The following is a 21894-nucleotide window of genomic DNA, read 5'->3' on the forward strand; positions in this document are numbered from 1 at the left end:
GCCGCTCCGCACCGGATCCGTATTGCTTGCTTACTGCTCACTCTGTGATCAGCCTGCCTCGTACGACCACCGAGGCGATCCTGCGGACGGCCGTGATGTCGCGCAGCGGGTCCGCGTCCAGGACGACGAGGTCTGCCGCCCGGCCCGGCTCGACCGTGCCGATCCCGTCCGCGAGGCCCAGCGCCCGCGCGGGCCCGGCCGTGGCCGCCCGGAGCGCCTCCGCGGCGCCGAGGCCCGCCCCGGCCAGCTGCTCGATCTCCTCGTGGAGGCCGTCCGCGTGCGCGCTGCCCGCGAGGACCGGCACCCCGCGGCGGTGCAGCTCCGCGACCAGGTGCAGGCGGTGGGCGCGGATCCCCCGGAGGTACGGGGTGTCGGTTTCCCGGTCCTCCAGGGACCGGTGTGCGGCGAGGGACGGGGCGACCCAGGTGGCATTGGCGGCCAGGCGGTCGAAGAGCCGGTCGGCACGGTCGGGGTAGTAGGACCGTACGGCCGTCCACTCCAGGCGCCGGATCTGCCGGAGCCAGTCGCGGTACCGGCCGGGGTGGCCGTCGATGCGCCCGGAGTTCCCGGCGGTCCGGGAGCCGGCGGTCCCGGTGCCGGTGCGTGCGGTGTCGATGCGCGAGGTGTCGATGCGCGCGAGGCCGTGCCGGATCTCCTCGTCCCGCGTGGAGGTGGCCAGCAGGAGCGCGTAGAGGTGCTCGACGATCCGCTGCCCGGCATCGGACGCCTCCGCGAGCGGCACCGCGTCCGGGCAGTGACCTCCGTACGGGATGTGGCGGATGCGGGCCTCTTCGGCCAGGGCGAGATACGCCGCCCGCGACAACCGCGGGTGCACGCCCACGAACGCCGCGCCGCCGGCCGCGGCCCTGCGCACGGCCCGGCGGGCCGCCGCCTCGTCGCGCGCTTCGACGGACCCCGGCCACAGGGCGGGCGAGCCGTCGACGGGCGGGCTGCCGGGCCCCGCGACGGTCGTCACCCCATTCCGTGCGGATTTCAGTGCGGACAGCCGTGCCGCAGCCTCTCCTGACGGGCCGTCCGCTGCGGCGCCACTGCCGGACACGTGCACCGCGATCAGGCCCGGGATGACGTACTTGCCGCGGAGGTCCACCACGCGGGCGTCCGGAGGCTCCGGCACCTCGGCGGTCCGGCCGACCGCCTCGATGCGGCCGTCACGGACGAGGACGGTCATGCCCGGGCGGGGCGGCTGGGCGCCGGGGGCCGCGATCAGCGTCGCGTGGGTGAGGGCGAGGGGCTGTGGCGGGCCGCCGTGCGGTGTTGCCGCGCGGGCTTGCCGGTGCTCCGTGCCGCCGAGGGCGAGTGCACCGCTGAGTGCGGCCGTACCGCCGAATGCGGCCACGCCGCCGAGGAACCGGCGCCTGCCGGGGGCCCACGCCCCTGCGTCCTCCGACGCCTCCGGTCCCTCCCGCATCCGTCCGCCTCCCGGCTAGCCGACGAGGGCGCGGTGCGGCCACCGCGCGCGGGCCTGTTCCTCGGAGCGCATGAGCGCGAACGTCGGCAGACCCTGGGCCGTGCCCTCCGCGACGAGATCCGGGAGGGCGGGCGCGGGCGCGACGGCGGCCACGTCATCCAGCACCAGGGTCAGTGGTGGGTCGAGCCGACCGGCAGATGACCGTCCGGCCATGCCCCGGCCGCGCTCGACCACGCTTGAGACGAGTGCGGTCAGCAGGGGCATCGCACCCGGGCGGGTGCGGGGATCCTCAATCGCCTCACCCACCACGTACAGGGTTCCCCCCTCGGCGACAAATGATTCCCATGCCAGGGAATCGGCCCGATTTGGATTGCATGCATCGCGGACGTGGACGGACGACAGTGCGCCGAGCGCACGCGCGGTCAGTTCCTGTGCGACTTCGCGCCGTTGGGGGTGCCCGGTGAGCGCCGACTCCAGCTCGCCGGCCGCGCCGCCCGCCGCCTTGACGTGCGTCCGCAGGATCCGTACGGGCTCGTGCGCCGCCGTGCCCTGTGCCCAGCGCAGTACCTGGCGGAACGGCCGGCCGTCCACGGCGGCGGCGTGCAGCCAGCAGCGCAGCAGCGTCTCCGCGGTGTCCGCGGTGGCCGAGTCGAGGGCGCTGAGCGGGCGTACGGGCGCGAGCAGGGCGGCCGCGCGGGCGGCGGCCGTATCCCGGGCCGTGCAGCCCGCGACGGGGGACCAGCGGAGACGGTCCGGGGTGTCGAGGAGGTGGCTCGGGTCGAAGACGTGCACGGGGCCGAGCTTGGCGCGGGCGTCCTTCGTGCCGGACCACAGCCCGGGGTCGCTGGTGGTGACCAGGACGGGCCCTGCGGCCTCCAGTACGGCCTGCGCGGCGATGTCGCCGCGGTCGGCGCCGTAGAAGACGCCGGGGGTGAGGGGACCGGAGGCGCGGGGGCCGGCCGCAGGCGCGCCGACCGGGTCCGCGGGGCGGGACGAGCGTGGGGCGGGCACAGTGACGGAAACGGGAACGGGGGAGGGGCCAGGAGCGGGAGAGGGCGCGGGGGAGGGGAGGCCGGAGGCCGCTGCGCGGTCCGCTGCGCGCTCCACTCCGCTGCCCGGTTCGGTGGCGGGAACCGGGGCCGGGCCGGGTGCCGCGGCCGGTGCCGCACCGGGTGCCTGTTCGGACACCGGGTCCGGCGCCTGGGCAGGAACCGAATGCGGCCTCTCCACCAGGGCCAAGGCATCCGCCCTCCGCCGCGCCCGTACCGCCTTCCACCGCGCGACCGTCCCCACGACGAAGACGCCGAGGACGACGAGCACGAGGAGTTCGCCGATCAGGAGGCCCCAGAAGAGGCCGTAGCCGGAGAGGCTGTCCGCCGGGGTGTCCGGCCAGGCGGCCGGGAGGTCGCGCGGCTGTGTCACCAGGTGCCGTAGCGCCAGGGGCGTACGGGTGAGGGTGACCGCCTCCGGCCAGGCGCCGTGGGCGAAGAGGGCGGCCAGGCCCGTCGTCGCCCACACCAGCAGCGTCATGGTCAGCAGCAGCACGATGACCGCCATCAGCAGCCCGTCCGGGATGCCGCGCTCCGGTCGTCCTTCGCCCATGGATCCTCCCCCCGCCCCTGCTCCCGCTTCCGCCCCCGCCGCTGTCTCAGGCCACCGTCGACTCGGACGACGAGCCGTACGGCCCGCCCGCCGACTCAGCCTCCAGGGCCGCTGCCGCGCGCTCGGCGGCCGCGGCCTCCGCCGCGAGCTCGCGCGCGAAGTCGCCGTCCTCGGTCATGGCCCGGTCGGTGTAGACGAGCGGGCGTTCGACGTCGGTGATGAGGTGCTTGACGACCTGGACGTTGCCGTTGACGTCCCAGACGGCGATGCCCGGGGTGAGCGTGGGGATGATCTCGACGGCCCAGCGGGGCAGGCCGAGCACCCGGCCCGTGGCGCGGGCCTCGTCGGCCTTCTGGGCGTAGATGGTGCGCGTGGAGGCCATCTTCAGGATCGCCGCGGCCTCGCGGGCGGCCGCGCCGTCGACGACGTCGGACAAGTGGTGGACCACCGCCACGAACGACAGGCCGAGCCGGCGGCCGAACTTCAGCAGCCGCTGGAAGAGCTGGGCCACGAACGGCGAGTTGATGATGTGCCAGGCCTCCTCGACCAGGAAGATCCGTTTCTTCCGGTCGGGCCTGATCCAGGTGTGCTCCAGCCAGACGCCCACGATCGCCATCAGGATGGGCATGGCGATGGAGTTGCGGTCGATGTGGGAGAGGTCGAAGACGATCAGCGGGGCGTCGAGGTCGATGCCGGCGGTCGTCGGCCCGTCGAACATGCCCCGCAGGTCACCGTCCACCAGCCGGTCCAGCACCAGGGCGACGTCCAGTCCCCAGGCGCGGACGTCGTCTATGTCGACGTTCATCGTCTCCGCGGACTCGGCCTCCGGGTGGCGCAGCTGCTCCACGATGTCGGTCAGCACCGGCTGCCGGTCGAGGATCGTCTCGTTGACGTGGGCGTGGGCGACCTTGAGGGCGAAGCCGGAGCGCTCGTCGAGCCCGCGGCCCATCGCGACCTCGATGATCGTGCGCAGCAGGGCGAGCTGCCCGGTCGTGGTGATCGACGGGTCGAGCGGGTTGAGCCGGATGCCGCCTTCGCGGGCCGCCATCGGGTCCAGCCGGACGGGCGTTATCCCCAGCTCCTGGGCGATCAGGTTCCACTCGCCGACGCCGTCCTCGCCCTGGGCGTCCAGGACGACGACCTGCCGGTCGCGGAACCGCAGCTGGCGCAGGACGTAGGTCTTCTCCAGCGCCGACTTGCCGTTGCCGGACTCGCCGAGGACGAGCCAGTGCGGCGCGGGCAGCTGCTGGCCGTAGAGCTGGAAGGGGTCGTAGATGTAGCCCTTGCCGGAGTAGACCTCGCGCCCGATGACCACGCCGGAGTCGCCGAGGCCCGGGGCGGCGGTCGGCAGGTAGACGGCCTGCGCCTGGCCGGTGGAGGTCCGTACGGGCAGCCGCGTGGTCTCCACCTTCCCGAAGAGGAAGCTGGTGAACGCGTCGGTCAGTGAGGCGAGCGGGTCGAGCACGGCACTGCCCCTATCGTCGGATGCCGGTTGCGAACGGCAGGGTGTTGACGAAGGCCCGGTGGTGCTCGCGGTCGCACCACTCCAGCTTCAGGTAGCTCTTGCCGGCCGAGGCTCTTATGGTCCGCTTGTCGCGCGCGAGCGCCTCCGGCGAGCGCGACGACACCGTGATGTACCCGACGAGGTTGACGCCGGCCGCGCCGCTGGCGAGGTCCTCGCCGCGCTGGTCGACGCGGGAGTGGTGGGCGACGTCGCGCGGGTCGACGACGCGGTTCATCTTGGCGGCGCGGGAGGCGTCGGCGTCGTCGTTGGTCTTCTCCGTCAGCATGCGCTCGATGGCGACGTCGGTCGGCTCCAGATCCATGCAGACCGCGACCGTGCGGATCACGTCCGGGGTGTGGACGAGCAGGGGCGCCAGGAAGTTGACTCCCACCGGCGTCATGGGCCACTCCTTCACCCAAGCGGTGGAATGACACCAGGGTGCGCGCGTTGACGACTCGCGGGTCTTGGCCTGGAGGTAGGTGGGCTCCATGGCGTCCAGCTCGGCGGGCCAGGCGTTGCGCTGGGTCATGGCCTGGATGTGGTCGATGGGGTGGTCCGGGTCGTACATGGAGTGCACCAGGGACGACAGCCGGCTCTGGCCGAGGGGCTGGCGCACCCGGATGTCGGCCTCGGCGAGCCGGGCGCAGATGTCCGTCAGCTCGCGCGCCATGACCACCGCGAGGCCGCCGTCGCGGTCCAGGCGCCGCTTGCCGCCGTCGTGGCGGGAGGCGCGCGCGATGGCATTGGCCTCGGCGGCCAGCTCGCGGGTGTAGTGCATGCAGGCGACGAGGTAGGCGCGGTGCTGCTCGGAGGAGGTCGACACCATCGACTGCAGCTGGTCGTAGGAGTCCTTGAGCCACTTCGGGGAGTTGACGTCGCCGCGGCGCTCTACGTCCTTGGCGTGGGCGTCCGGGTCGGCGGGGAGCGTGCGGGCCAGCATCTGGATGCGCGTCACGTAGCCGTCGCCGTTGGCCACGTGCTTGAGGAGCGTGCCGAACCGGTCGACCAGCGCCTCCTGGTCCTCGGAGTCGCGCAGGCCAACGCCGGGGCCCTCGATCTCGATCGCCGCGGTGACCGTGCGCCGGTCGGCGTGCAGCAGCACCGCGATCTCGTCGGGGCCGAAGGGCGCCGCGAGCCAGTTGATCCGCCCGATGCCCGGGGGCGGGCCGACCTCGATCTCGCGGCCGTCCATGCGCGTGCCCGCCTCGATGGCGGCGGACCGGTAGGCGGTGCCGCGGCGCAGGGTGCGCTTGAACGAGCGGTTGATCTCGAACCATTTGTAGAACGTGCGGCCCTTGTACGGGACGTACACGGCGGCCAGCGCCAGCATCGGGAACCCGGTGAGCGTGACGATCCGCAGCGGCAGGACGGGCACCAGCAGGCCGCACATCATGCCGAGGAACGCCCCGGCGATGATCAGCGCGATCTCCCCGGTCTCCCGGTTCTTGCCGACGACCGCGTTGGGACGCGCGCGGCCGATCAGATACGTACGGCGGGCCGCGACCGGCTGGGACTGGGCCTGGATCGTCAACTCCGCTCACCTCCTGGCGTATTGCTGCGGTTCTGCGCACGCGGCGCGCGGGCGGCGGAATTGCTGCTTCCGTTGCCCCTGTTGTCGCCGGTGCGGGCGGGGGGCCGGGTGCTGTGGGCGGCGACGCCGCCCGCCACGGAGTCGGCCGGCCGGGGCTGGTGGCCGGTGCCGCCGGAGCCGCCCGAGCCGCGGGCGCTGTGGGTCGTGATGCCCTGCTTGACCAGGGCGGCGGGCGAGGAGATCACGGCGGCGGCCCGCCGGGACGCCGCGTCGTTGCTCGCGCTGCGGGTGCTGGCGATCTCGTCGCCGAAGCCGGGCACGAAGCGGTAGATCATCGCACTGGCGAAGATGGCGAGGATGATGATCGCGAGGCCCGAGACCACGGCCGAGAAGGAGTTCGGACCCTTGCCGGACGACAGGGCTCCGGCGAGGCCCAGCACGACCACGATGATCGGCTTCACCAGGATCACCGCGATCATGATGCCCGCCCAGCGGCGGACGTGGCCCCACATGTTCTTGTCGACGAGCCCCGCGTAGACGGCGGTGCCCAGCAGCGCGCCCACGTAGAGCAGGGCGGCGCGGATCACGAGCTCCAGCCAGAGGACGCCTGCGGCGAGCACCGACACCAAGGACACCACGATCAGCATGATCGGGCCGCCGCCGATGCCCTCGCCCTTCTTCAGGGCGTCCGCGAACGTACCGAAGAAGGCGTCGTTGTTCGCGTTCGTGCCGGTGGCGATGACCTCCGTGACGCCGTCGGTGGCGGACACGAGCGTGTAGAGGATGAGCGGGGTGAACGCCGAGGCCAGCACCGTGAGCCAGAGGAAGCCGACGGCCTCCGTGAACGCCTCGGTGAAGGGCACGCCGCGCACGGCACGCTTGGCCACGGCCAGCAGCCAGAGGACGAGCGTGAGCACGGTGGAGGCGGCGAAGACCACGGCGTACTGCCGCAGGAAGGTGGCGTTGGTGAAGTCCACGTTCCCGGTGGCCTCGACGGCGCCGGACAGCTTCCGGATGATCCAGGAGGCGGCGTCGGCGCAGCCCTTCGCGAGGGAGGCGAGGGGGTCGAGGGCGGTTTGGGGGTCGGGGGCGGAGGGGGACGAACTCTTGCCGTCCTTGCCCTGGCAGATGCTCTTGGCCTGGCCCACGATGAGGTCGCAGGGGTCGCTGCCGCCCTGGCTGGGGCTCGACGAGGGGGCCGGGGCCGACGGCGGGGCCGATGGCGGCGTTGACGGCGGAGGCGTGGGGTCTGCAGCGGCCCGCGAGGCCAGCGCGGTCACTGCCAACTGGACGGACACCACTGCCGCCGTCAGGGAGAGGCTGCGGCGACGGCTACCTGGCATAAGTGAACCCTCCGTACCCGTTGACCGCGTTGGTGATCTCGTCGGCGCTCGAAGCGCGGATGTCGCCGCTGACCGGCGCGGGTCCCTGCTTCTGGTCGGACGAGCCGAGCTTCCAGTCGCCGTTCGTCCAGCGGAGCTTCTGGATGATGGTGAACCAGGTCTGGGCGACCGGCTTGGTCGAGCCCTGCCCGGCGAGACCGACCAGGCCCGTGCACCAGACCTCGACGGTGGCCTCGGATTCACTGAAGGCGGTGGTCTTCGTGCCGACGGGGACCGTGCGGGAGACGAACGTCTGGCCCTTCGGGGCGGAGCCGTCCGGGTTGAGGCCGAGGTTCTTGAAGAAGTCGGCGGTGTAGGCCTTGTCCAGCTTGCCCTGGAGGTCACGAGCGGTCTCGGGCGTGTGGATCGCATCCACGATCGCGTGCCGTGACTCCTCCTTGAACATCCCGTCCCCCCCGAGCGCCACCGCGAAGTTCGCCGCAGCCGACTGCGCCCCCTGCTCGGTCCGGGCAAAACCGGAGGCGATGCCTCCGTTCTTGCCCCCCACCGGCTTGACCCCCGACGGAGCCGTCGCCTCCGCGCTGACCTCGTCCCCGCTCTTCTCCGCGTCGTTCGAGTCGGACCCGCCGCCTCTGTTGGCGAAGGCGATGGCCGCGATGAGCAGGACCACGACGCCCACGACCGTGATCATGTTCCGGCTGGAGAACCCCGCGCGGCCGCCACGGCCCCCGCCGCGGCCCCGGCGGGGGCCGTACGGATCGCCCTCGCCCTCCGGCAGCCGGGTGCGGGTCAGGCCGTGGTCCTCGTCGTCGTAACCGTCCTCGCCGAGACTCATAGCGCGCACGTCCCCTCATACGTCGTCGCCGCAGTGGCACCCGCATATGACGGTAGCGGCGGGAGGGGAATCCCGGGGGAGGGGGACGAAGGGGTGTGAGGGGGCATCAGGTGGCAGCCTCGGGTGCGGGGGGAATCGGGGACGAGAGGGTCTGCGCGGGGACGATGCGCGAGGGGGCAGGTGGCAGGGGGCGGACCCCGGCCGGGGCGGGGGTGCCGGGCGCGTGACGCCCGTGCGCCCCCGTGCTCAGACGGCCATGCCGTAGACGATGGTGAAGAGGGTGCCGAGCGAGCCGATGATGAAGACGCCGGTCAGCCCGGCGACGATCAGACCCTTGCCCTGCTCGGCGCTGAAGGTGTCGCGCAGGGCGGTCGCGCCGATCCGCTGCTTCGCCGCGCCCCAGATCGCGATGGCGAGGCACAACAGGATCGCCACGGCCATGATGACCTCGATCATCACGCGAGCCTCGTTGCCCAGGCTACCGAACGGCCCCCAGTTCGGGGCGATTCCGCCAATAATGGTGTTGATGTCGCCCTTGCCGGCCGCCAAAAACATGTGCAACTCACCGCCCCTAATGGGTTGTTGTCATCGCCCTCACCACTGGGCAAAGGTCAGGACCTATCTTCGCCGAAGATCCCGCCCCAGCATGTCGACTTGGCGGCATTTCTTGGCGGAACTCGTACGCATGCTCCCCGTAGGCCCCTGACCTGCGGCGCAAGGCGATGTCAGTGGGTACTCCTAAGGTGACTCTGTGTATCACGGGTGTCGGCGGCGGGCAATCATCGGTGGAGCAGGGGGGCGTGGGGATGTTCGGACGACTGTGTGTTCGGTCGGTACGCTGTCCCGAGCGCCGCCCGGGTGCGGATCGCATCTCGGGGCCGTCGGGCCGGCTCGCGCGCTACGGGGGCATCGAGATCAAGGGTGGTACGGGTGCTGGTTGCCGATCGCTACCGGCTGGAGGAGCTGCTCGGCCGCGGTGGCATGGGCGAAGTCTGGCAGGCTCAGGACGAGGTGCTGGGCCGTCAGGTCGCCGTGAAGCTGCTGCTGGGCGACGACGGCGACGAATCCGCCGCCTCCCGCTTCCGGCTGGAGGCGCAGACCGCCGCGCGCCTGAACCATCCTCAGGTCGTCGCCGTCTACGACTTCGGGTCCTGGGACGGGCGCTTCTATCTCGTGATGGAGCTGGTCAGGGGCCCCAGCCTCGCCCAGGAGCTGTCCTCGCGCGGCCCGCTCGCCCCGCGCCGCGTGGCCCGCATCGCCGCGCAGTCCGCGGCGGGCCTGGCCGCGGCGCACCGCCAGGGCGTCGTCCACCGCGACATCAAGCCCGGCAATCTGATGCTCGACGCCGACGACACCCTGAAGATCGGCGATTTCGGCATCGCCCGCTTCGTGGACGAGACCTCCGCCGCGTTGACGCGGGTCGGCCAGATCGTCGGCACGAGCACCTACCTCGCCCCGGAGCGGGCCCTGGGCAAGGTCGCCGGCCCCGCCTCGGACGTCTACGCCCTGGGCTGTGTGATCTACCAGCTGCTGGCGGGCCAGCCGCCCTTCTGGGCGGACAGCCCCACCGCGCTGCTCTACCTCCACGTGGACACGCCCCCCGTGCCGCCCCGCCAGCACCGGGCGGACCTGCCGCCCGCCTTCGAGGCGTATCTGCTGCGGATGCTCGCCAAGAAGCCGGAGGACCGGCCGTCGGCGCAGGAGGTGGCCGACTGGTTCGCCGGGCCTTCGTGGGAGGAGCCGCCCCGGCCCGTACGGACGCCGATGCCGGCTCCGGTGCCTTCCTCCGTGCCCGCAGCCGGGCCCGGTGCGGTGAGTGTGCCGCCCCCGCCCTCGGTGCAGCCTGCAGTGGGGCGTGGTGCGGCCGTGCCCCCGCCCCATGCCGCCCCGCGCCACGGCGCCCCGTCTCACGGCGCCCCGTCCCACGGCTTCCCGGCACCGGCCCCGGTGCCGGCCCCTGCGCCCGCCGCTCCGGCGCCGGGCCACCGCCGGAGCACCGGCGGAGGCAGGAGGCCCCAGGGCACGGGCCCGGGCACGGGCATACGGGCGTCCCAGGGCATACGCGGCATACGCAGCCCCAAGGTGCTGCTCAGTGCCGTGGCGGGCGTCGTGGCGTTCCTGGTGGCGGCCTTGATCGGCGCGTCCGTGTTCGGCGGCTCGGGTGGCGAGACGGGCTCGCAGCGGCCCGAGGCGCAGCCGTCGGAGTCGGCGGAGCGCGCGCCGGGCGGGCATCCCGAAGCGCCGAAGGTCGTGCCGGCCGAGGCGGTTCCGCCGTCGTCCCGGCCGTCGCCGTCCGGCTCCCGCAAGCCGAAGAAGGACCGCAAGAAGTCCACGGACAGCAGGGACGGCAAGGACGGCAGGGACACCAAGGACTCCGGCAGCCGCAGCCGCGATGCCGACGAGGACGACGACTGAGGGCGGTTGCCCCACAGCCGGCGTCACCCGTCCGTGGCCTGCCTCACTCCCCGGCGACGTCCTCCACGAAGTGGTCGAACTCCCCGGCCCTGACCCCCAGGACGAAGGCGTCCCACTTGGCGGCGGTGGTGGTCACCACGGTCTCGGGTTCGGTGTTCGTCCGCAGGTGGACGTCGCCGTCGTCACCGAAGGCGATCTCCAGGTACTCGGTCTCGTCGCCCTCGGTCACCGGAATCCAGTTGAGCTCCGCCATGGGCCCTCCTCGGCACTCCCGTGTCACTCCCGTCACGCCCTCACGGTAGCGCGTCCCCCGTGACCGGGCCGGATCTGCACGCTCGTTGACGGATCGATAGAAATTGCGGATACGCATCGGGTCGTTGGGGGAGGATTGCGGGGTGCGGAAGCTCTGGGTGGGCATGGGTGTGGGCATCGCGATGTGCCTGTGTTTCATCGGGCTGCTCGTGATCGGCGTGTACACCGCGGCCTCGAATCTGCTCGGAGGCGGCGGCGGAGGCGGCTCCGTGGGCCTGGCCAAGGGCGCCGTGCCGGATCAGTACCAGAGCCTCGTGCAGAAGTGGGGCAACCTCTGCCCCGCGCTCAACCCGGCGATCCTGGCGGCGCAGATCTATTCGGAGAGCGCCTGGAACCCCAAGGCCGTGAGCCCGGCGGATGCCCGCGGGATAGCCCAGTTCATCCCGGGCACCTGGGACGCCCACGCCATCGACGCCAACGGCGACGGCAGGAAGGACATCTGGGATCCGCAGGACGCCATCCCGTCGGCGGCCGTCTACGACTGCGAGCTCTCGAAGTACGTCAAGGACGTCCCCGGCGACCTCGCGGACAACATGCTCGCGTCGTACAACGCCGGTTCGTACGCGGTGATCCAGCACCGCGGGATCCCGCCCTACCGCGAGACGCAGGGGTACGTCCGTTCCATCCGCACGCTGGAGAAGAGCTTCGCCCGGCCCGTCGGCAGGGTCGCGCCCTCGCAGCAGGCCGCCGGAGCGATCTACTACGCGCAGGAGAAGCTCGGCACGCCGTATCTGTGGGGCGGCGACGGCACCACCGAGGACAACGGGCGGTTCGACTGCTCGGGCCTGACCAAGGCGGCGTACGAATCGGTGGGCATCACCCTGCCCCGCGTCGCCAACGACCAGTGGAACGCGGGCCCGCACCCCAAGCGGAATGAGCTACTCCCGGGCGACCTCGTGTTCTTCGCCAACGACTTGAAGGACCCGCGCTCCATCCACCACGTGGGGATCTACGTGGGCGGCGGCCAGATGATCAACGCCCCTTACACGGGGGCCGTGATCCGCTTCGACAAGATCGACATGCCGGACTACATCGGGGCGACCCGGGTCACCCAGGATGGCGCGAAAGCATTGCCCGCGGCCAACGCCGCATGAACGCTCCAGGACGAACTGCGACGATGGGTCACCCTTCCATAACGTCCTGGTGATCATTGGGAGAAGAGTGGAACGCCCGGCCGGAGTGGGGCGTTCCATGGGAGTGGGAAAGCAGCGCCACTGGGCGGGGGCTACAGCGACGCACGGACCACGGGGGTCGGCAGCTGGACGTAGCGACAGGCGACAGATAAGGGGCCACGGCACATGGCTGGACTCGCGATGGGGTACCCCATGACGGAGGCCAGGGGCGGGTCGAACCCCGACACCAGCACGCTGTACGACATCAACGGCCTCGCCAAGGACGCCCCCGGCTGGCTCGACCGCACGATGGAGTTCATCGGCGAGTACGGGATCATCCTGGGCCTCGCCGTCCTCATGCTCTTCGCCTGGTGGAGCCTGCGCCGCCGGCAGGACGCGCCGGCCGCCGTCGCCGCGCTGCTGTGGGCGCCGCTCGCCGCCGGCATCGCCCTCCTCGTCAACATCCCGATCCGCGGCTTCGTGAAGCGGCCCCGGCCCTTCCTGGACCACACGGGCCTGGAAGTGCTGGTCAAGGGCAAGACCGACTACTCCTTCGTCAGCGACCACGCGACGCTGACGATGGCGATCGGCGTGGCCCTCTTCGTCGCCAACCGCAAGTACGGCCTGATCGGAATCGGCCTGGCCTTCCTCGAGGGCTTCTGCCGCGTCTACATGGGCGTGCACTACCCGACGGACGTGATCGGCGGCCTCGCCCTGGGCACGGCCGTCGCGCTCCTCCTGGCGCCGCTGGCGATGATGCTGCTGACCCCGCTCACGCGCGCGGTCGCGCGGACGCGTGCGGCCTGGCTGGTCCGCTCGGACCGCCCGCTCGCGCCGCCCCTCGCGGCGGCGGAGGCCCCGGTCGCCGGAACCGCCGACGCGGAGCGGGGCGTGCCCCGGCACCGGGACAACGACCTCGCGGCGTAGCGCCTCGCCGGCGGGTCACGGGGTTACGCACGCGGTGCGGGGCCCGGCTTCCGCCGGACCGGGCCCCCTCGCGCCGAGGGCGTTCCCGCGCCGTGGGCGCGAGCTCACAGCGCCTGCGGGAAGTCGAACAGCCGGTTCGGGTCGTATTGCCGCTTGAGCTTGGTCAAACGGCCCTCCGCGCCGCCGTAGTACGCCTTGCGCCAGTCCTTCAGGCTCGCGTCCGCGTAGTTCTGGTACGCGGCCCCCGAGGCGTGGCGGCGCATCGCGGCGTGGGTGCCGTCCAGCCATGACGTCTGGGTGCTGCCGGAACCGCCCGCGGCCCAGTGGGCCAGGTACTGGGCGAGGAAGCGCGAGCGGCGGTGGACGAAGGCCGTGGCCAGGGGCTGGACGCGGTTGACCGCGCCGCCCAGGGCCGTCAGCTGGACCGAGACGCCGCCGCTGCCGCCCCCTCGGCCGAAACGTTCCACCTGGCCGGTGAGCGCCTGTATGCCCGCCGCGTTCAGCGAGCGGTCGTAGAAGTCGGAGCGCGCGCCGTAGGTCTCGCGCTGCAGGGTGCCGGCCGTCTCGCGGCCGGGTGTGCGGCCCGGCAGGTGGCACTGCGCCTGGGACTTGTCGGAGCAGCCCGCGTAGGCGCGCACCATGTCGAGGTGGGCGCGGCGGCGCAGCCGGACGCCGTTGGACGTGCCGCCGACCTTGCTCACCAGCAGGTCGAGGGCGTTCTCCAGGTCGCCTTGGGTGCCGAGGGAGTACGCGGACACGGAGATGCGCGGGGCGCCGCCCGCGGCGGCCGACAGGTCGCAGGAGGACCAGATCTCGTCGGGCCGGCTCGGCCCCCACTCCTGCCAGGCGCGGATCACGTCGGCGGCGCGCGACCAGGGCCAGGAGACGTAGCCGGTGACGCCGTCGGCCGCCGTGCGGGTGCGGAAGCGGAGCTCGGTGACCACGCCGAAGTTGCCGTTTCCGGCGCCGCGCAGGGCCCAGAAGAGGTCGGCGTTGCGCTCGGCGCCCACGTCGAGGACCTTGCCGTCGGCGGTGACGAGGGTGGCGCCGGTGAGGCTGTCGCAGGTCAGGCCGTAGGCACGGGAGGTGACGCCGTGTCCGCCGCCGAGGGCGAGGCCGGAGATGCCGACCGTCGGGCAGGAGCCGGAGGGGAGGGTGACGCCGTGCCCGGCCAGCCCGGTCTGGACGTCGATGAGCTTGGCGCCCGCGCCGATCACGGCGGACCGGGAGTCCGGGATGCGGAGGGACTTCAGCCGGGAGACGTCGACGACGAGCCGGTCGGTGCCGCTGGACCAGCCGGCGTAGCTGTGACCGCCGTTGCGTATGGATATGAGGGTGCTGTAGCGGCGGGCGAAGGCGAGGCACTCGCGGACGTCCTGGACGTTCGCCACGTAGGCGATGCCGGCCGGGCGCAGGCTGTCGAAGCGGGTGTTGTAGAGCTGCCGGGCCGCGGCGTAGTCGGCGTCGCCGGGGCGGACGAGGCCGCCGGAGAGGCCCTTGCCGAGGGCGGCCCAGTCGGCGGCGGCCGGGTTGGGGCGCGGCGCTGCGGGGACGGCCCGGCCCGAGGTGACCATGCGGCCGGGGCGCTCCTGGCCGCTGCTGTCGGTGCAGGAGGCCGCCCAGGTGCCGGCCGCGGCCAGCCCGGTGCCGGCGGCGAGCAGCCGCCGCCTGCCCAGGACCCCGCGCGCACCGCCTGCCCGTGCGCCCGTGTCCGCGCTCGCCCCTATGCCGTGTGCGCCCGCACTCGTCCCGTTTTCGTCAACGGCCATGTCCGCCCCCGTCACCCGATGTGCTGCCGTTTTCCCCCGTCGATCAGACAGATGGCACGGGGGTGGCGGTGGTTCCGCCTACCCGGGCGGGGCGGGAGCAGGCGTGGCGCAGGGCGGCCGCTCAGACGGCGCCGGCGGTGGCCTCGTGGCCCGCGGCGTCGTCGCGGGCCAGGGAGCGGGCGCGGCGTGCGGGGCCGCGCCAGCCGCACGTACAGCGGGCGGAGCAGAAGGATCCCTGCTCGCTGGTGCTCGTGAGGTGGGCCGCGGACGGCTCCACGGATGCGCGGTCGGACACGTGACCACGCTACCGGGCCGTGACGGCGGCGCCCACGCCGTCGTTGGCAGTAACGGGTTCCACAGCGGGTCGGTGGCAGGGGGCTGGCAAGGCATGGTGGCGCGGAGAGAGAGAAGCGGCAAAGAGGGACGCGGGAGACAGGGGCGCAGCAGGGGCGCGGCCGTCGGCCGCGCGGTGGCGTCCGGCCTCGCGCTCGGCCTCCTGATGTCCGGCTGCACGCTCCACGGCCCGGCCGCCCGCGAGGCCCCCGAGCTGCACGACAGCCTGAAGAGCCTGAGCGGCCAGGCCCGGCAGGCGGGCGACGGATCCGACCCCGGGCAGGCGCGCGCCGCGGTGCGCGGCGCCGCGCGGACGCTGGCCCGGGCGGGCCGGGCGCTGGTGCGCACCTCCATGGAGACGGTCAGCGGCGGCACACGGCTGACCATCCACGGCTCGGGTGGGTACGACTTCGCGCGGCCCGCCGGGCGGCTGACGGTGCTGGTGCCCGAGGACGCGGCCGGCGCGGCCGAGCACCGTCCGATCACGGAGGTCTTCGCCCCGGGCGAGCTGTTTATGAAGAACCGCGGTGCGGGCGTCCCGGCCGACAAGTGGGTGCGGCTCGCCACCGCCTCGCTCGCCGACGGGAACCTCCTGACCAGCGGCGCCACCGACCCCCTCGCCGCGGCCGAACTGCTGGGCGGCGCCCGCGAGGTGACCTACATGCGGGACGAGCGGGTCGGCGGGGTACTGGTGAGGCACTACTGGGGCACCATCGACCTGGGCCGGGCGGCGCGCTCCGCTCCGGCGCGCGACCGGGGGCCGCTCGCCACGGCGGCCAAAGGTTTCTCCAGCGGCACGGTGGCCTTCGACGCCTATCTGGACGAGCAGGGCAGGCCGCGCCGGCTGCGTCACCGGTTCAGCGTGGAGGGAACGGGTCCGTCGGCGCCTTCGGCCGCCCCCATGACGGTGGTCTCGACGGTCGAACTGTACGACTTCGGCGCCGAAGTGGCCGTTGACCTACCCGAGGCCGCCGATATCTATGCGGGGAAGGTCGGATCGCCGCGGAATTGACGCGGCAGGGCGTAGTTGGCCATGGAAATGGTCCTTCTGTGCCATGCGCGCCGTGTGTACCGATCACTACGCTGGTAAGCCGAGGAAACCTCGAAAGTCCCAGACCCGAGCGAAAGACCCGAGGAGGTGAATCACGTGGTTTCGCGACGCGGTTCGTCGGGCGGGCCGGATCCCGTGGCCCTCATCGAGATCGATCTCTACGGTGATTTGATGATCGCCGCGTCCAGTGCGGATGAGGACCGGCTGAGCGCCGATCGTATCGACGAGGTTTTGCGGGTCGTTCCCGCAGGGGGCAAGCGCGAGGACTGACGGTCCCGGGGCGTCCGGCACCACGGCGCGGTCCTGCGGTGCCCCGCCGGGCTCCGGCGGGGCACCGGAAGCGCTCAGGTCCGCAGCAGGCGCGCGATCGCCGCGCTGGCCTCCGCGACCTTGGCGTCGATCTCGTCCCCGCCCTTGACCGCGGCCTGGGCGACGCAGTGCCGCAGGTGCTCCTGCAGGAGCTGCAGGGCGAAGGACTGCAGTGCCTTCGTCCCGGCCGACACCTGGGTGAGTATGTCGATGCAGTAGACGTCTTCCTCGACCATGCGCTGGAGGCCGCGGATCTGGCCCTCGATCCGGCGCAGGCGCTTGAGGTGCTGGTCCTTCTGATGGCTGTAGCCGTGCGGGCCGGAATGCTCTCCGGCGCCGGCGGGTGCCTCGGCGTGGCAGGCGGCCGCCGTGCCCGTCGCCGCTGCGTCGTCGCCGCCGGCCGGGGGGGCTTCCGTGGTCGTCATGGCGTCCGTCCTCCTGCCGTCCGGCGGGCCCGTGGCCCGGGGATTCGCCCGTGCTGCTGCGTATACCCCACTCGTATACCCCCAGCGGGTATATGGTACAGAATTTTGCCCGCTGCGGCGGTACCTGGCTTCATGAGCACTCTGCCCGATGGGCGACACTGAGGGAATGCCAGTTAGCTGTGGCCGGATGATGCGCCTAGCATCAACGAGACCGAATCCGTTGCACCCCGAGGATCCCACGTGCGCTTTCGTCTGACCCCCAGGGAGACGAGCTTCTACGACATGTTCGCCGCCTCCGCGGACAACATCGTCACGGGCTCCAAGCTCCTGATGGAACTGCTCGGAGCGGATACGTCCGCCCGGGTCGAGATCGCCGAGCGGATGCGCGCAGCGGAGCACGCGGGTGACGATGCGACGCACGCGATCTTCCACCAGCTGAACTCTTCGTTCATCACGCCGTTCGACCGCGAGGACATCTACGCCCTCGCCGGCTCGCTCGACGACATCATGGACTTCATGGAGGAGGCCGTCGACCTGGTCGTCCTGTACCAGGTCGAGGAGCTCCCCAAGGGCGTCGAGCAGCAGATCGAGGTCCTCGCGCGGGCCGCGGAGCTGACCGCCGAGGCCATGCCGAACCTGCGCACCATGACCAATCTCACGGAGTACTGGATCGAGGTGAACCGTCTGGAGAACCAGGCGGACCAGATCCACCGCAAGCTCCTGGCCCAGCTCTTCAACGGCAAGTACGACGCCATCGAGGTGCTGAAGCTCAAGCAGATCGTGGATGTGCTGGAAGAGGCGGCGGACGCGTTCGAGCACGTCGCCAATACGGTCGAGACCATCGCGGTCAAGGAGTCCTGACCCCCGGTGGACACCTTCGCTCTCGTCGTGACCATCGGGGTCGCGCTCGGCTTCACCTATACCAACGGCTTTCACGACTCCGCGAACGCCATCGCGACCTCGGTCTCCACGCGGGCGCTGACCCCGCGCGCGGCCCTCGCGATGGCGGCCGTGATGAACCTCGCCGGTGCCTTCCTGGGCAGCGGGGTGGCCAAGACGGTCAGCGAGGGCCTGATCGAGTCGCCGGTCGGTGACAAGGGGATGGGCATCCTCTTCGCGGCCCTGATCGGCGCGATCGCCTGGAACCTGATCACCTGGTACTTCGGCCTGCCCTCGTCCTCCTCGCACGCCCTCTTCGGCGGCATGGTGGGCGCGGCGCTCGCGGGCGGCACCGGCGTCATCTGGTCGGGCGTCGTCGAGAAGATCGTCATCCCGATGTTCGTCTCGCCCTTCGTCGGCCTGATCCTCGGCTATCTGGTGATGGTCGCGATCATGTGGATGTTCCGCCGGGCCAACCCGCACAAGGCCAAGCGCGGCTTCCGGATCGCGCAGACGGTCTCGGCGGCCGGCATGGCGCTCGGCCACGGTCTGCAGGACGCCCAGAAGACCATGGGCATCGTGATGATGGCGCTGGTCATCGGCGATGTGCAGGCCAAGGGCGACGCCATCCCGGTCTGGGTCAAGCTCTCCTGCGCGATCATGCTCTCGCTCGGCACCTACGCGGGCGGCTGGCGGATCATGCGGACGCTCGGCCGCAAGATCATCGAGCTGGACCCGCCGCAGGGCTTCGCGGCCGAGACCACCGGTGCGTCGGTCATGTTCACGACGGCCTTCATGTTCCACGCGCCGATCTCCACCACGCATGTGATCACCTCGGCGATCATGGGCGTCGGTGCGACCAAGCGGGTGAACGCGGTCCGCTGGGGCGTCGCCAAGAACATCATCCTGGGCTGGTTCATCACGATGCCGGCCGCGGCCGCCGTCGCTGCGCTCAGCTACTGGGTGGTCAACCTGGCCTTCGGTTAACCGGAGGCGCACGAACGCGGACGGGCCCGCCCCCTGGTACGAACAGGGGGCGGGCCCTTCGTCTTGCGGTGGCACCGCCATGCAGCACCGCGAGACGGCCTGCGGCCGGCTGCCCTGCGGGGCGCCGCGCCGTTGTCCTGTGCGGCCTCGGGTGGTTCTTATCCGAACCGGCCCGAGATGTAGTCCTCCGTGGCCTGGACCGACGGGTTGGAGAAGATCCTCGCCGTCTCGTCGATCTCGACCAGCTTGCCCGGCTGGCCGACGCCCGCCAGGTTGAAGAACGCGGTGCGGTCCGAGACGCGCGCGGCCTGCTGCATGTTGTGCGTGACGATCACGATCGTGAAGCGCTCCTTCAGCTCCCCGATCAGATCCTCGATCGCGAGCGTCGAGATCGGGTCGAGCGCCGAGCAGGGCTCGTCCATCAGCAGGACCTGCGGTTCCACCGCGATCGCCCGGGCTATGCACAGCCGCTGCTGCTGACCGCCGGAGAGGCCCGCTCCCGGCTTGTTCAGCCGGTCCTTGACCTCCTTCCAGAGGTTCGCGCCCTGGAGGGACTTCTCGACCACGTCGTCCAGCTCGGACTTGCGGATGCGCCCGCCGTTGAGCCGGATGCCCGCGGCCACGTTCTCGTAGATCGACATGGTCGGGAAGGGGTTCGGCCGCTGGAAGACCATGCCGACCGTGCGGCGCACGGAGACCGGGTCGACGCCGGCGCCGTAGAGGTTCTCGTCGTCCAGCATCACCTTGCCCTCGACGCGGCCGCCGGGGGTGACCTCGTGCATGCGGTTCAGGGTGCGCAGGAAGGTGGACTTGCCGCAGCCGGAGGGGCCGATGAAGGCGGTCACGGAGCGGGGTTCGACGGTCATCGAGATGTCGTCGATGGCCTTGTGGGCGCCGTAGTACGCGGAGAGGCCGCTGACGTCGATTCGCTTGGCCATGGGGATCACTTCTGCTTTCTGCTATCGCTGTCAGCGATGGGTCTTGGGGGCCTTCCAGCGGGCGATGCCGCGGGCCACCAGGTTGAGGATCATGACGAAGGCGATGAGGACGAGAGCCGCCGCCCAGGCGCGGTCGTAGCTGGCGTCGTTGCCGGCCGCCCACTGCTCGTAGATGTAGTACGGCAGGGAGGACTGGGCGCCTTCGAAGGGGTTGTTGTTGATCACCTGGGAGCCGAAGACCAGGAGGACGATCGGGGCGGACTCGCCGGCGATACGGGCGATGGCCAGGGTGACGCCGGTGGCGATGCCGCCGATCGCCGTGGGCAGCACGACCTTGAGGATCGTGCGCCACTTGGGCACGCCCAGGGCCAGCGAGGCCTCGCGCAGCTCGTTGGGGACGAGCTTGAGCATCTCCTCGGTCGAGCGGACCACGACCGGCATCATCAGGATCGCCAGGGCCATCGACCCGGCGAAGCCGGAGTAGCCGAAGTCGAGCATGAGGATCCAGAAGCTCAGGATGAACAGGCCCGCGACGATCGACGGGATGCCCGTCATGACGTCCACGAAGAACGTCACCGCCTTGGCCAGCCGGCCCCGGCCGTACTCGACCAGGTAGATCGCCGTCAGCAGGCCGACGGGGGCCGCGACGGCCGTGGCGATGCCGACCTGCTCCAGGGTGCCGATGATCGCGTGGTAGACGCCGCCGCCGGGCTGGATGGTCAGCACCCCGGCCATGGAGTGGGTGAGGAAGTTCCCGTCGAGGACCTTCGCGCCGCGGGCCACGGTCTCCCAGACCAGCGAGACCAGCGGTACGACGGCGAGCAGGAAGCAGACCCAGACGAGGCTGGTGGCGAGGCGGTCCTTGGCCTGCCGGCGGCCCTCGACGCGGGCCGCGAGCGCGTACATCACGATGACGAAGAGGCCGCCGGCTATCAGGCCCCACTGGATCCGGCTGCTCAGCGCGGCGCCCAGGCCGATGCCGCAGCCCGCGGCGATCGCGCCGGCGGCGACGGCGGCCGGGGTCCAGCGCGGCAGGCGCGGCTGGCGCAGGGTGACGGGGCGCGGCTGCGGGGCGCTGTCGGCGACCAGCGGCTGGTCGATGCTCACGTCGCTCATTCCGAGTACTCCTTGCGACGCGCGATGATCATCCGGGCCGCGCCGTTGACCAGCAGGGTCAGGACGAAGAGGACGAGGCCGGAGGCGATCAGGGCGTCCTTGCCGATCTCACCGGACTCCTTGAAGCTGCTCGCGATGTTCTGCGCGAACGTGCCGCCGCCCGGGTCCAGCAGGCTCGTGCCGATGATGAAGCTGGGGGAGAGGACGGTCGCGACGGCCATCGTCTCGCCGAGGGCGCGGCCGAGGCCGAGCATCGAGGCGCTGATGACGCCGGAGCGGCCGAAGGGGAGGACGGCCATCCGGATGACTTCCCAGCGGGTGGCGCCGAGCGCGAGCGCGGCCTCCTCGTGCATCTTCGGGGCCTGCAGGAAGACCTCGCGGCTGACGCTGGTGACGATCGGCAGGATCATGATCGCCAGCAGGATGCCGATGGTGAACAGGGAGCGGGCGGCGCCGTCGTTGTACTCGAAGATGCCGGTCCAGCCGAGGTAGTCGTTCATCCAGCTGTAGAGGCCGCCCAGGTGCGGCACCAGGAAGAGGGCGCCCCACAGGCCGTAGACGATGGACGGCACGGCGGCGAGCAGGTCGATCACGTACGCGAGCGGGGTGGCGAGCCGGCGCGGGGCGTAGTGCGAGATGAAGAGCGCGACGCCGATGGCGACGGGCACCGCGATGAGCATCGCGATCAGCGAGCTGACGATGGTGCCGAAGGCCAGGACGGCGATGCCGAAGACCGGCGGCGTGGCGTTGGCGTTCCACTCGAAGGTGGTGAAGAAGCTGCCTTCGTTGTGGGAGAGGGCATTGGTGGCCCGGACGGTGAGGAAGACCGCGATGGCGGCCATGATCACCAGAAGCAGGAGGCCGGAGCCGCGGGAGAGGGCGAGGAAGATCCGGTCGCCCGGGCGGGTGGCGGCCGACGACCGCTGCTTGCCGGGAGGAGCCGGCGAGCCGGCCGTGGTGGCTGAGGTTATGTCCATGAGGTTCTCCGGTCTGCGGGCCGCTTCCCGGCGGGGGCGCGGCCCTGGTGCGGCGGTGCACCGGATGGTGTGACCGGGCCCCGGCGGCGGGGCCCGGTCA

21 protein-coding genes are annotated in these 21894 nt (G+C 71.8%); 7 read left to right on the plus strand and 14 right to left on the minus strand.

The window, feature by feature from the left end; translation table 11 throughout:
* Positions 1-37 precede the first annotated feature (37 nt).
* The 7 genes from AS857_RS26085 to AS857_RS26115 all read right to left on the minus strand — a co-directional run bounded on the left by AS857_RS26085 (position 38) and on the right by AS857_RS26115 (position 8799).
* On the minus strand, positions 38-1429 hold the full coding sequence (locus AS857_RS26085; RefSeq protein WP_058045666.1) for an amidohydrolase family protein: 1392 nt from the start codon (positions 1427-1429) through the stop codon (positions 38-40).
* Positions 1430-1444: 15 nt separating this feature from the next.
* Positions 1445-3031: a type VI secretion protein gene (locus AS857_RS26090; protein ID WP_079110631.1), complete on the minus strand. Its 1587-nt coding sequence runs from the start codon at positions 3029-3031 to the stop codon at positions 1445-1447.
* 46 nt (positions 3032-3077) lie between these two features.
* Positions 3078-4496 (minus strand): ATP-binding protein, encoded by a 1419-nt coding sequence (locus tag AS857_RS26095; RefSeq protein WP_058045667.1) that lies wholly within the window; start codon positions 4494-4496, stop codon positions 3078-3080.
* A 10-nt stretch (positions 4497-4506) separates the two neighbouring features.
* Positions 4507-6060: an SCO6880 family protein gene (locus tag AS857_RS26100; RefSeq protein ID WP_058047063.1), complete on the minus strand. Its 1554-nt coding sequence runs from the start codon at positions 6058-6060 to the stop codon at positions 4507-4509.
* Positions 6061-6062: 2 nt separating this feature from the next.
* Positions 6063-7409, minus strand: coding sequence for a hypothetical protein (locus AS857_RS26105; RefSeq protein ID WP_058045668.1), 1347 nt, complete (start codon positions 7407-7409; stop codon positions 6063-6065).
* On the minus strand, positions 7399-8244 hold the full coding sequence (locus AS857_RS26110; protein WP_058045669.1) for a DUF8175 domain-containg protein: 846 nt from the start codon (positions 8242-8244) through the stop codon (positions 7399-7401). Before AS857_RS26110 ends, AS857_RS26105 begins: the two co-directional genes overlap by 11 nt.
* Positions 8245-8490: 246 nt before the next feature.
* A complete protein-coding gene (locus AS857_RS26115; RefSeq protein WP_030367101.1) occupies positions 8491-8799 on the minus strand; it encodes a hypothetical protein in 309 nt (102 codons plus the stop codon).
* Between the two features lie 375 nt (positions 8800-9174).
* Here AS857_RS26115 and AS857_RS26120 point away from each other — a divergent pair, with 375 nt between their 5' ends.
* The gene (locus AS857_RS26120) at positions 9175-10659 is read left to right on the plus strand and encodes a serine/threonine-protein kinase (protein WP_079110632.1); all 1485 of its coding nucleotides are present in this window, start codon (positions 9175-9177) and stop codon (positions 10657-10659) included.
* A 43-nt stretch (positions 10660-10702) separates the two neighbouring features.
* On the opposite strand, the gene AS857_RS26125 is transcribed toward AS857_RS26120, so the two are convergent.
* Positions 10703-10912: a DUF397 domain-containing protein gene (locus AS857_RS26125; protein WP_058045670.1), complete on the minus strand. Its 210-nt coding sequence runs from the start codon at positions 10910-10912 to the stop codon at positions 10703-10705.
* 142 nt (positions 10913-11054) lie between these two features.
* On the opposite strand from AS857_RS26125, the gene AS857_RS26130 reads away from it, so the two are divergent.
* Both AS857_RS26130 and AS857_RS26135 read left to right on the plus strand, forming a co-directional pair.
* On the plus strand, positions 11055-12065 hold the full coding sequence (locus AS857_RS26130; protein ID WP_058045671.1) for a C40 family peptidase: 1011 nt from the start codon (positions 11055-11057) through the stop codon (positions 12063-12065).
* Positions 12066-12269: 204 nt separating this feature from the next.
* Positions 12270-13010, plus strand: a complete 741-nt coding sequence (locus AS857_RS26135) for a phosphatase PAP2 family protein (RefSeq protein ID WP_058045672.1) — start codon at positions 12270-12272, stop codon at positions 13008-13010.
* 104 nt (positions 13011-13114) lie between these two features.
* Here the strand turns inward: AS857_RS26135 and AS857_RS26140 are convergent, their stop codons facing one another.
* Both AS857_RS26140 and AS857_RS40485 read right to left on the minus strand, forming a co-directional pair.
* Positions 13115-14779, minus strand: coding sequence for an FAD-binding oxidoreductase (locus AS857_RS26140; protein WP_079110633.1), 1665 nt, complete (start codon positions 14777-14779; stop codon positions 13115-13117).
* A 121-nt stretch (positions 14780-14900) separates the two neighbouring features.
* Positions 14901-15074: a hypothetical protein gene (locus AS857_RS40485; RefSeq protein WP_173864776.1), complete on the minus strand. Its 174-nt coding sequence runs from the start codon at positions 15072-15074 to the stop codon at positions 14901-14903.
* A gap of 93 nt (positions 15075-15167) precedes the next feature.
* On the opposite strand from AS857_RS40485, the gene AS857_RS26145 reads away from it, so the two are divergent.
* A complete protein-coding gene (locus tag AS857_RS26145) occupies positions 15168-16124 on the plus strand; it encodes an SCO4651 family lipoprotein (protein WP_058045673.1) in 957 nt (318 codons plus the stop codon).
* A 135-nt stretch (positions 16125-16259) separates the two neighbouring features.
* On the plus strand, positions 16260-16433 hold the full coding sequence (locus tag AS857_RS40490) for a hypothetical protein (RefSeq protein ID WP_168092826.1): 174 nt from the start codon (positions 16260-16262) through the stop codon (positions 16431-16433).
* Positions 16434-16507: 74 nt separating this feature from the next.
* On the opposite strand, the gene AS857_RS26150 is transcribed toward AS857_RS40490, so the two are convergent.
* Positions 16508-16897 (minus strand): metal-sensitive transcriptional regulator, encoded by a 390-nt coding sequence (locus AS857_RS26150; protein ID WP_058045674.1) that lies wholly within the window; start codon positions 16895-16897, stop codon positions 16508-16510.
* Positions 16898-17137: 240 nt separating this feature from the next.
* Between AS857_RS26150 and AS857_RS26155 the strand changes: the two genes are divergently transcribed.
* Together AS857_RS26155 and AS857_RS26160 are read left to right on the plus strand one after the other, a co-directional pair.
* The gene (locus AS857_RS26155; protein WP_058045675.1) at positions 17138-17758 is read left to right on the plus strand and encodes a DUF47 domain-containing protein; all 621 of its coding nucleotides are present in this window, start codon (positions 17138-17140) and stop codon (positions 17756-17758) included.
* Between the two features lie 6 nt (positions 17759-17764).
* Entirely contained in the window at positions 17765-18763 is a 999-nt protein-coding gene (locus AS857_RS26160; protein ID WP_058045676.1) for an inorganic phosphate transporter, read from the plus strand.
* 158 nt (positions 18764-18921) lie between these two features.
* Here AS857_RS26160 and pstB read toward each other — a convergent pair whose 3' ends face one another.
* The 3 genes from pstB to pstC are packed head-to-tail and all read right to left on the minus strand — an operon-like array spanning position 18922 to position 21794.
* The gene (gene pstB, locus AS857_RS26165) at positions 18922-19701 is read right to left on the minus strand and encodes a phosphate ABC transporter ATP-binding protein PstB (RefSeq protein WP_058045677.1); all 780 of its coding nucleotides are present in this window, start codon (positions 19699-19701) and stop codon (positions 18922-18924) included.
* A 30-nt stretch (positions 19702-19731) separates the two neighbouring features.
* Positions 19732-20817: a phosphate ABC transporter permease PstA gene (pstA, locus tag AS857_RS26170; protein WP_058045678.1), complete on the minus strand. Its 1086-nt coding sequence runs from the start codon at positions 20815-20817 to the stop codon at positions 19732-19734.
* On the minus strand, positions 20814-21794 hold the full coding sequence (pstC, locus tag AS857_RS26175; RefSeq protein ID WP_058045679.1) for a phosphate ABC transporter permease subunit PstC: 981 nt from the start codon (positions 21792-21794) through the stop codon (positions 20814-20816). The genes pstA and pstC overlap by 4 nt, the downstream gene beginning before the upstream one ends.
* Between the last annotated feature and the right edge of the window lie 100 nt (positions 21795-21894).

The organism is Streptomyces roseifaciens (assembly GCF_001445655.1).
GTDB classification, from domain to species: domain Bacteria; phylum Actinomycetota; class Actinomycetes; order Streptomycetales; family Streptomycetaceae; genus Streptomyces; species Streptomyces aureoversilis.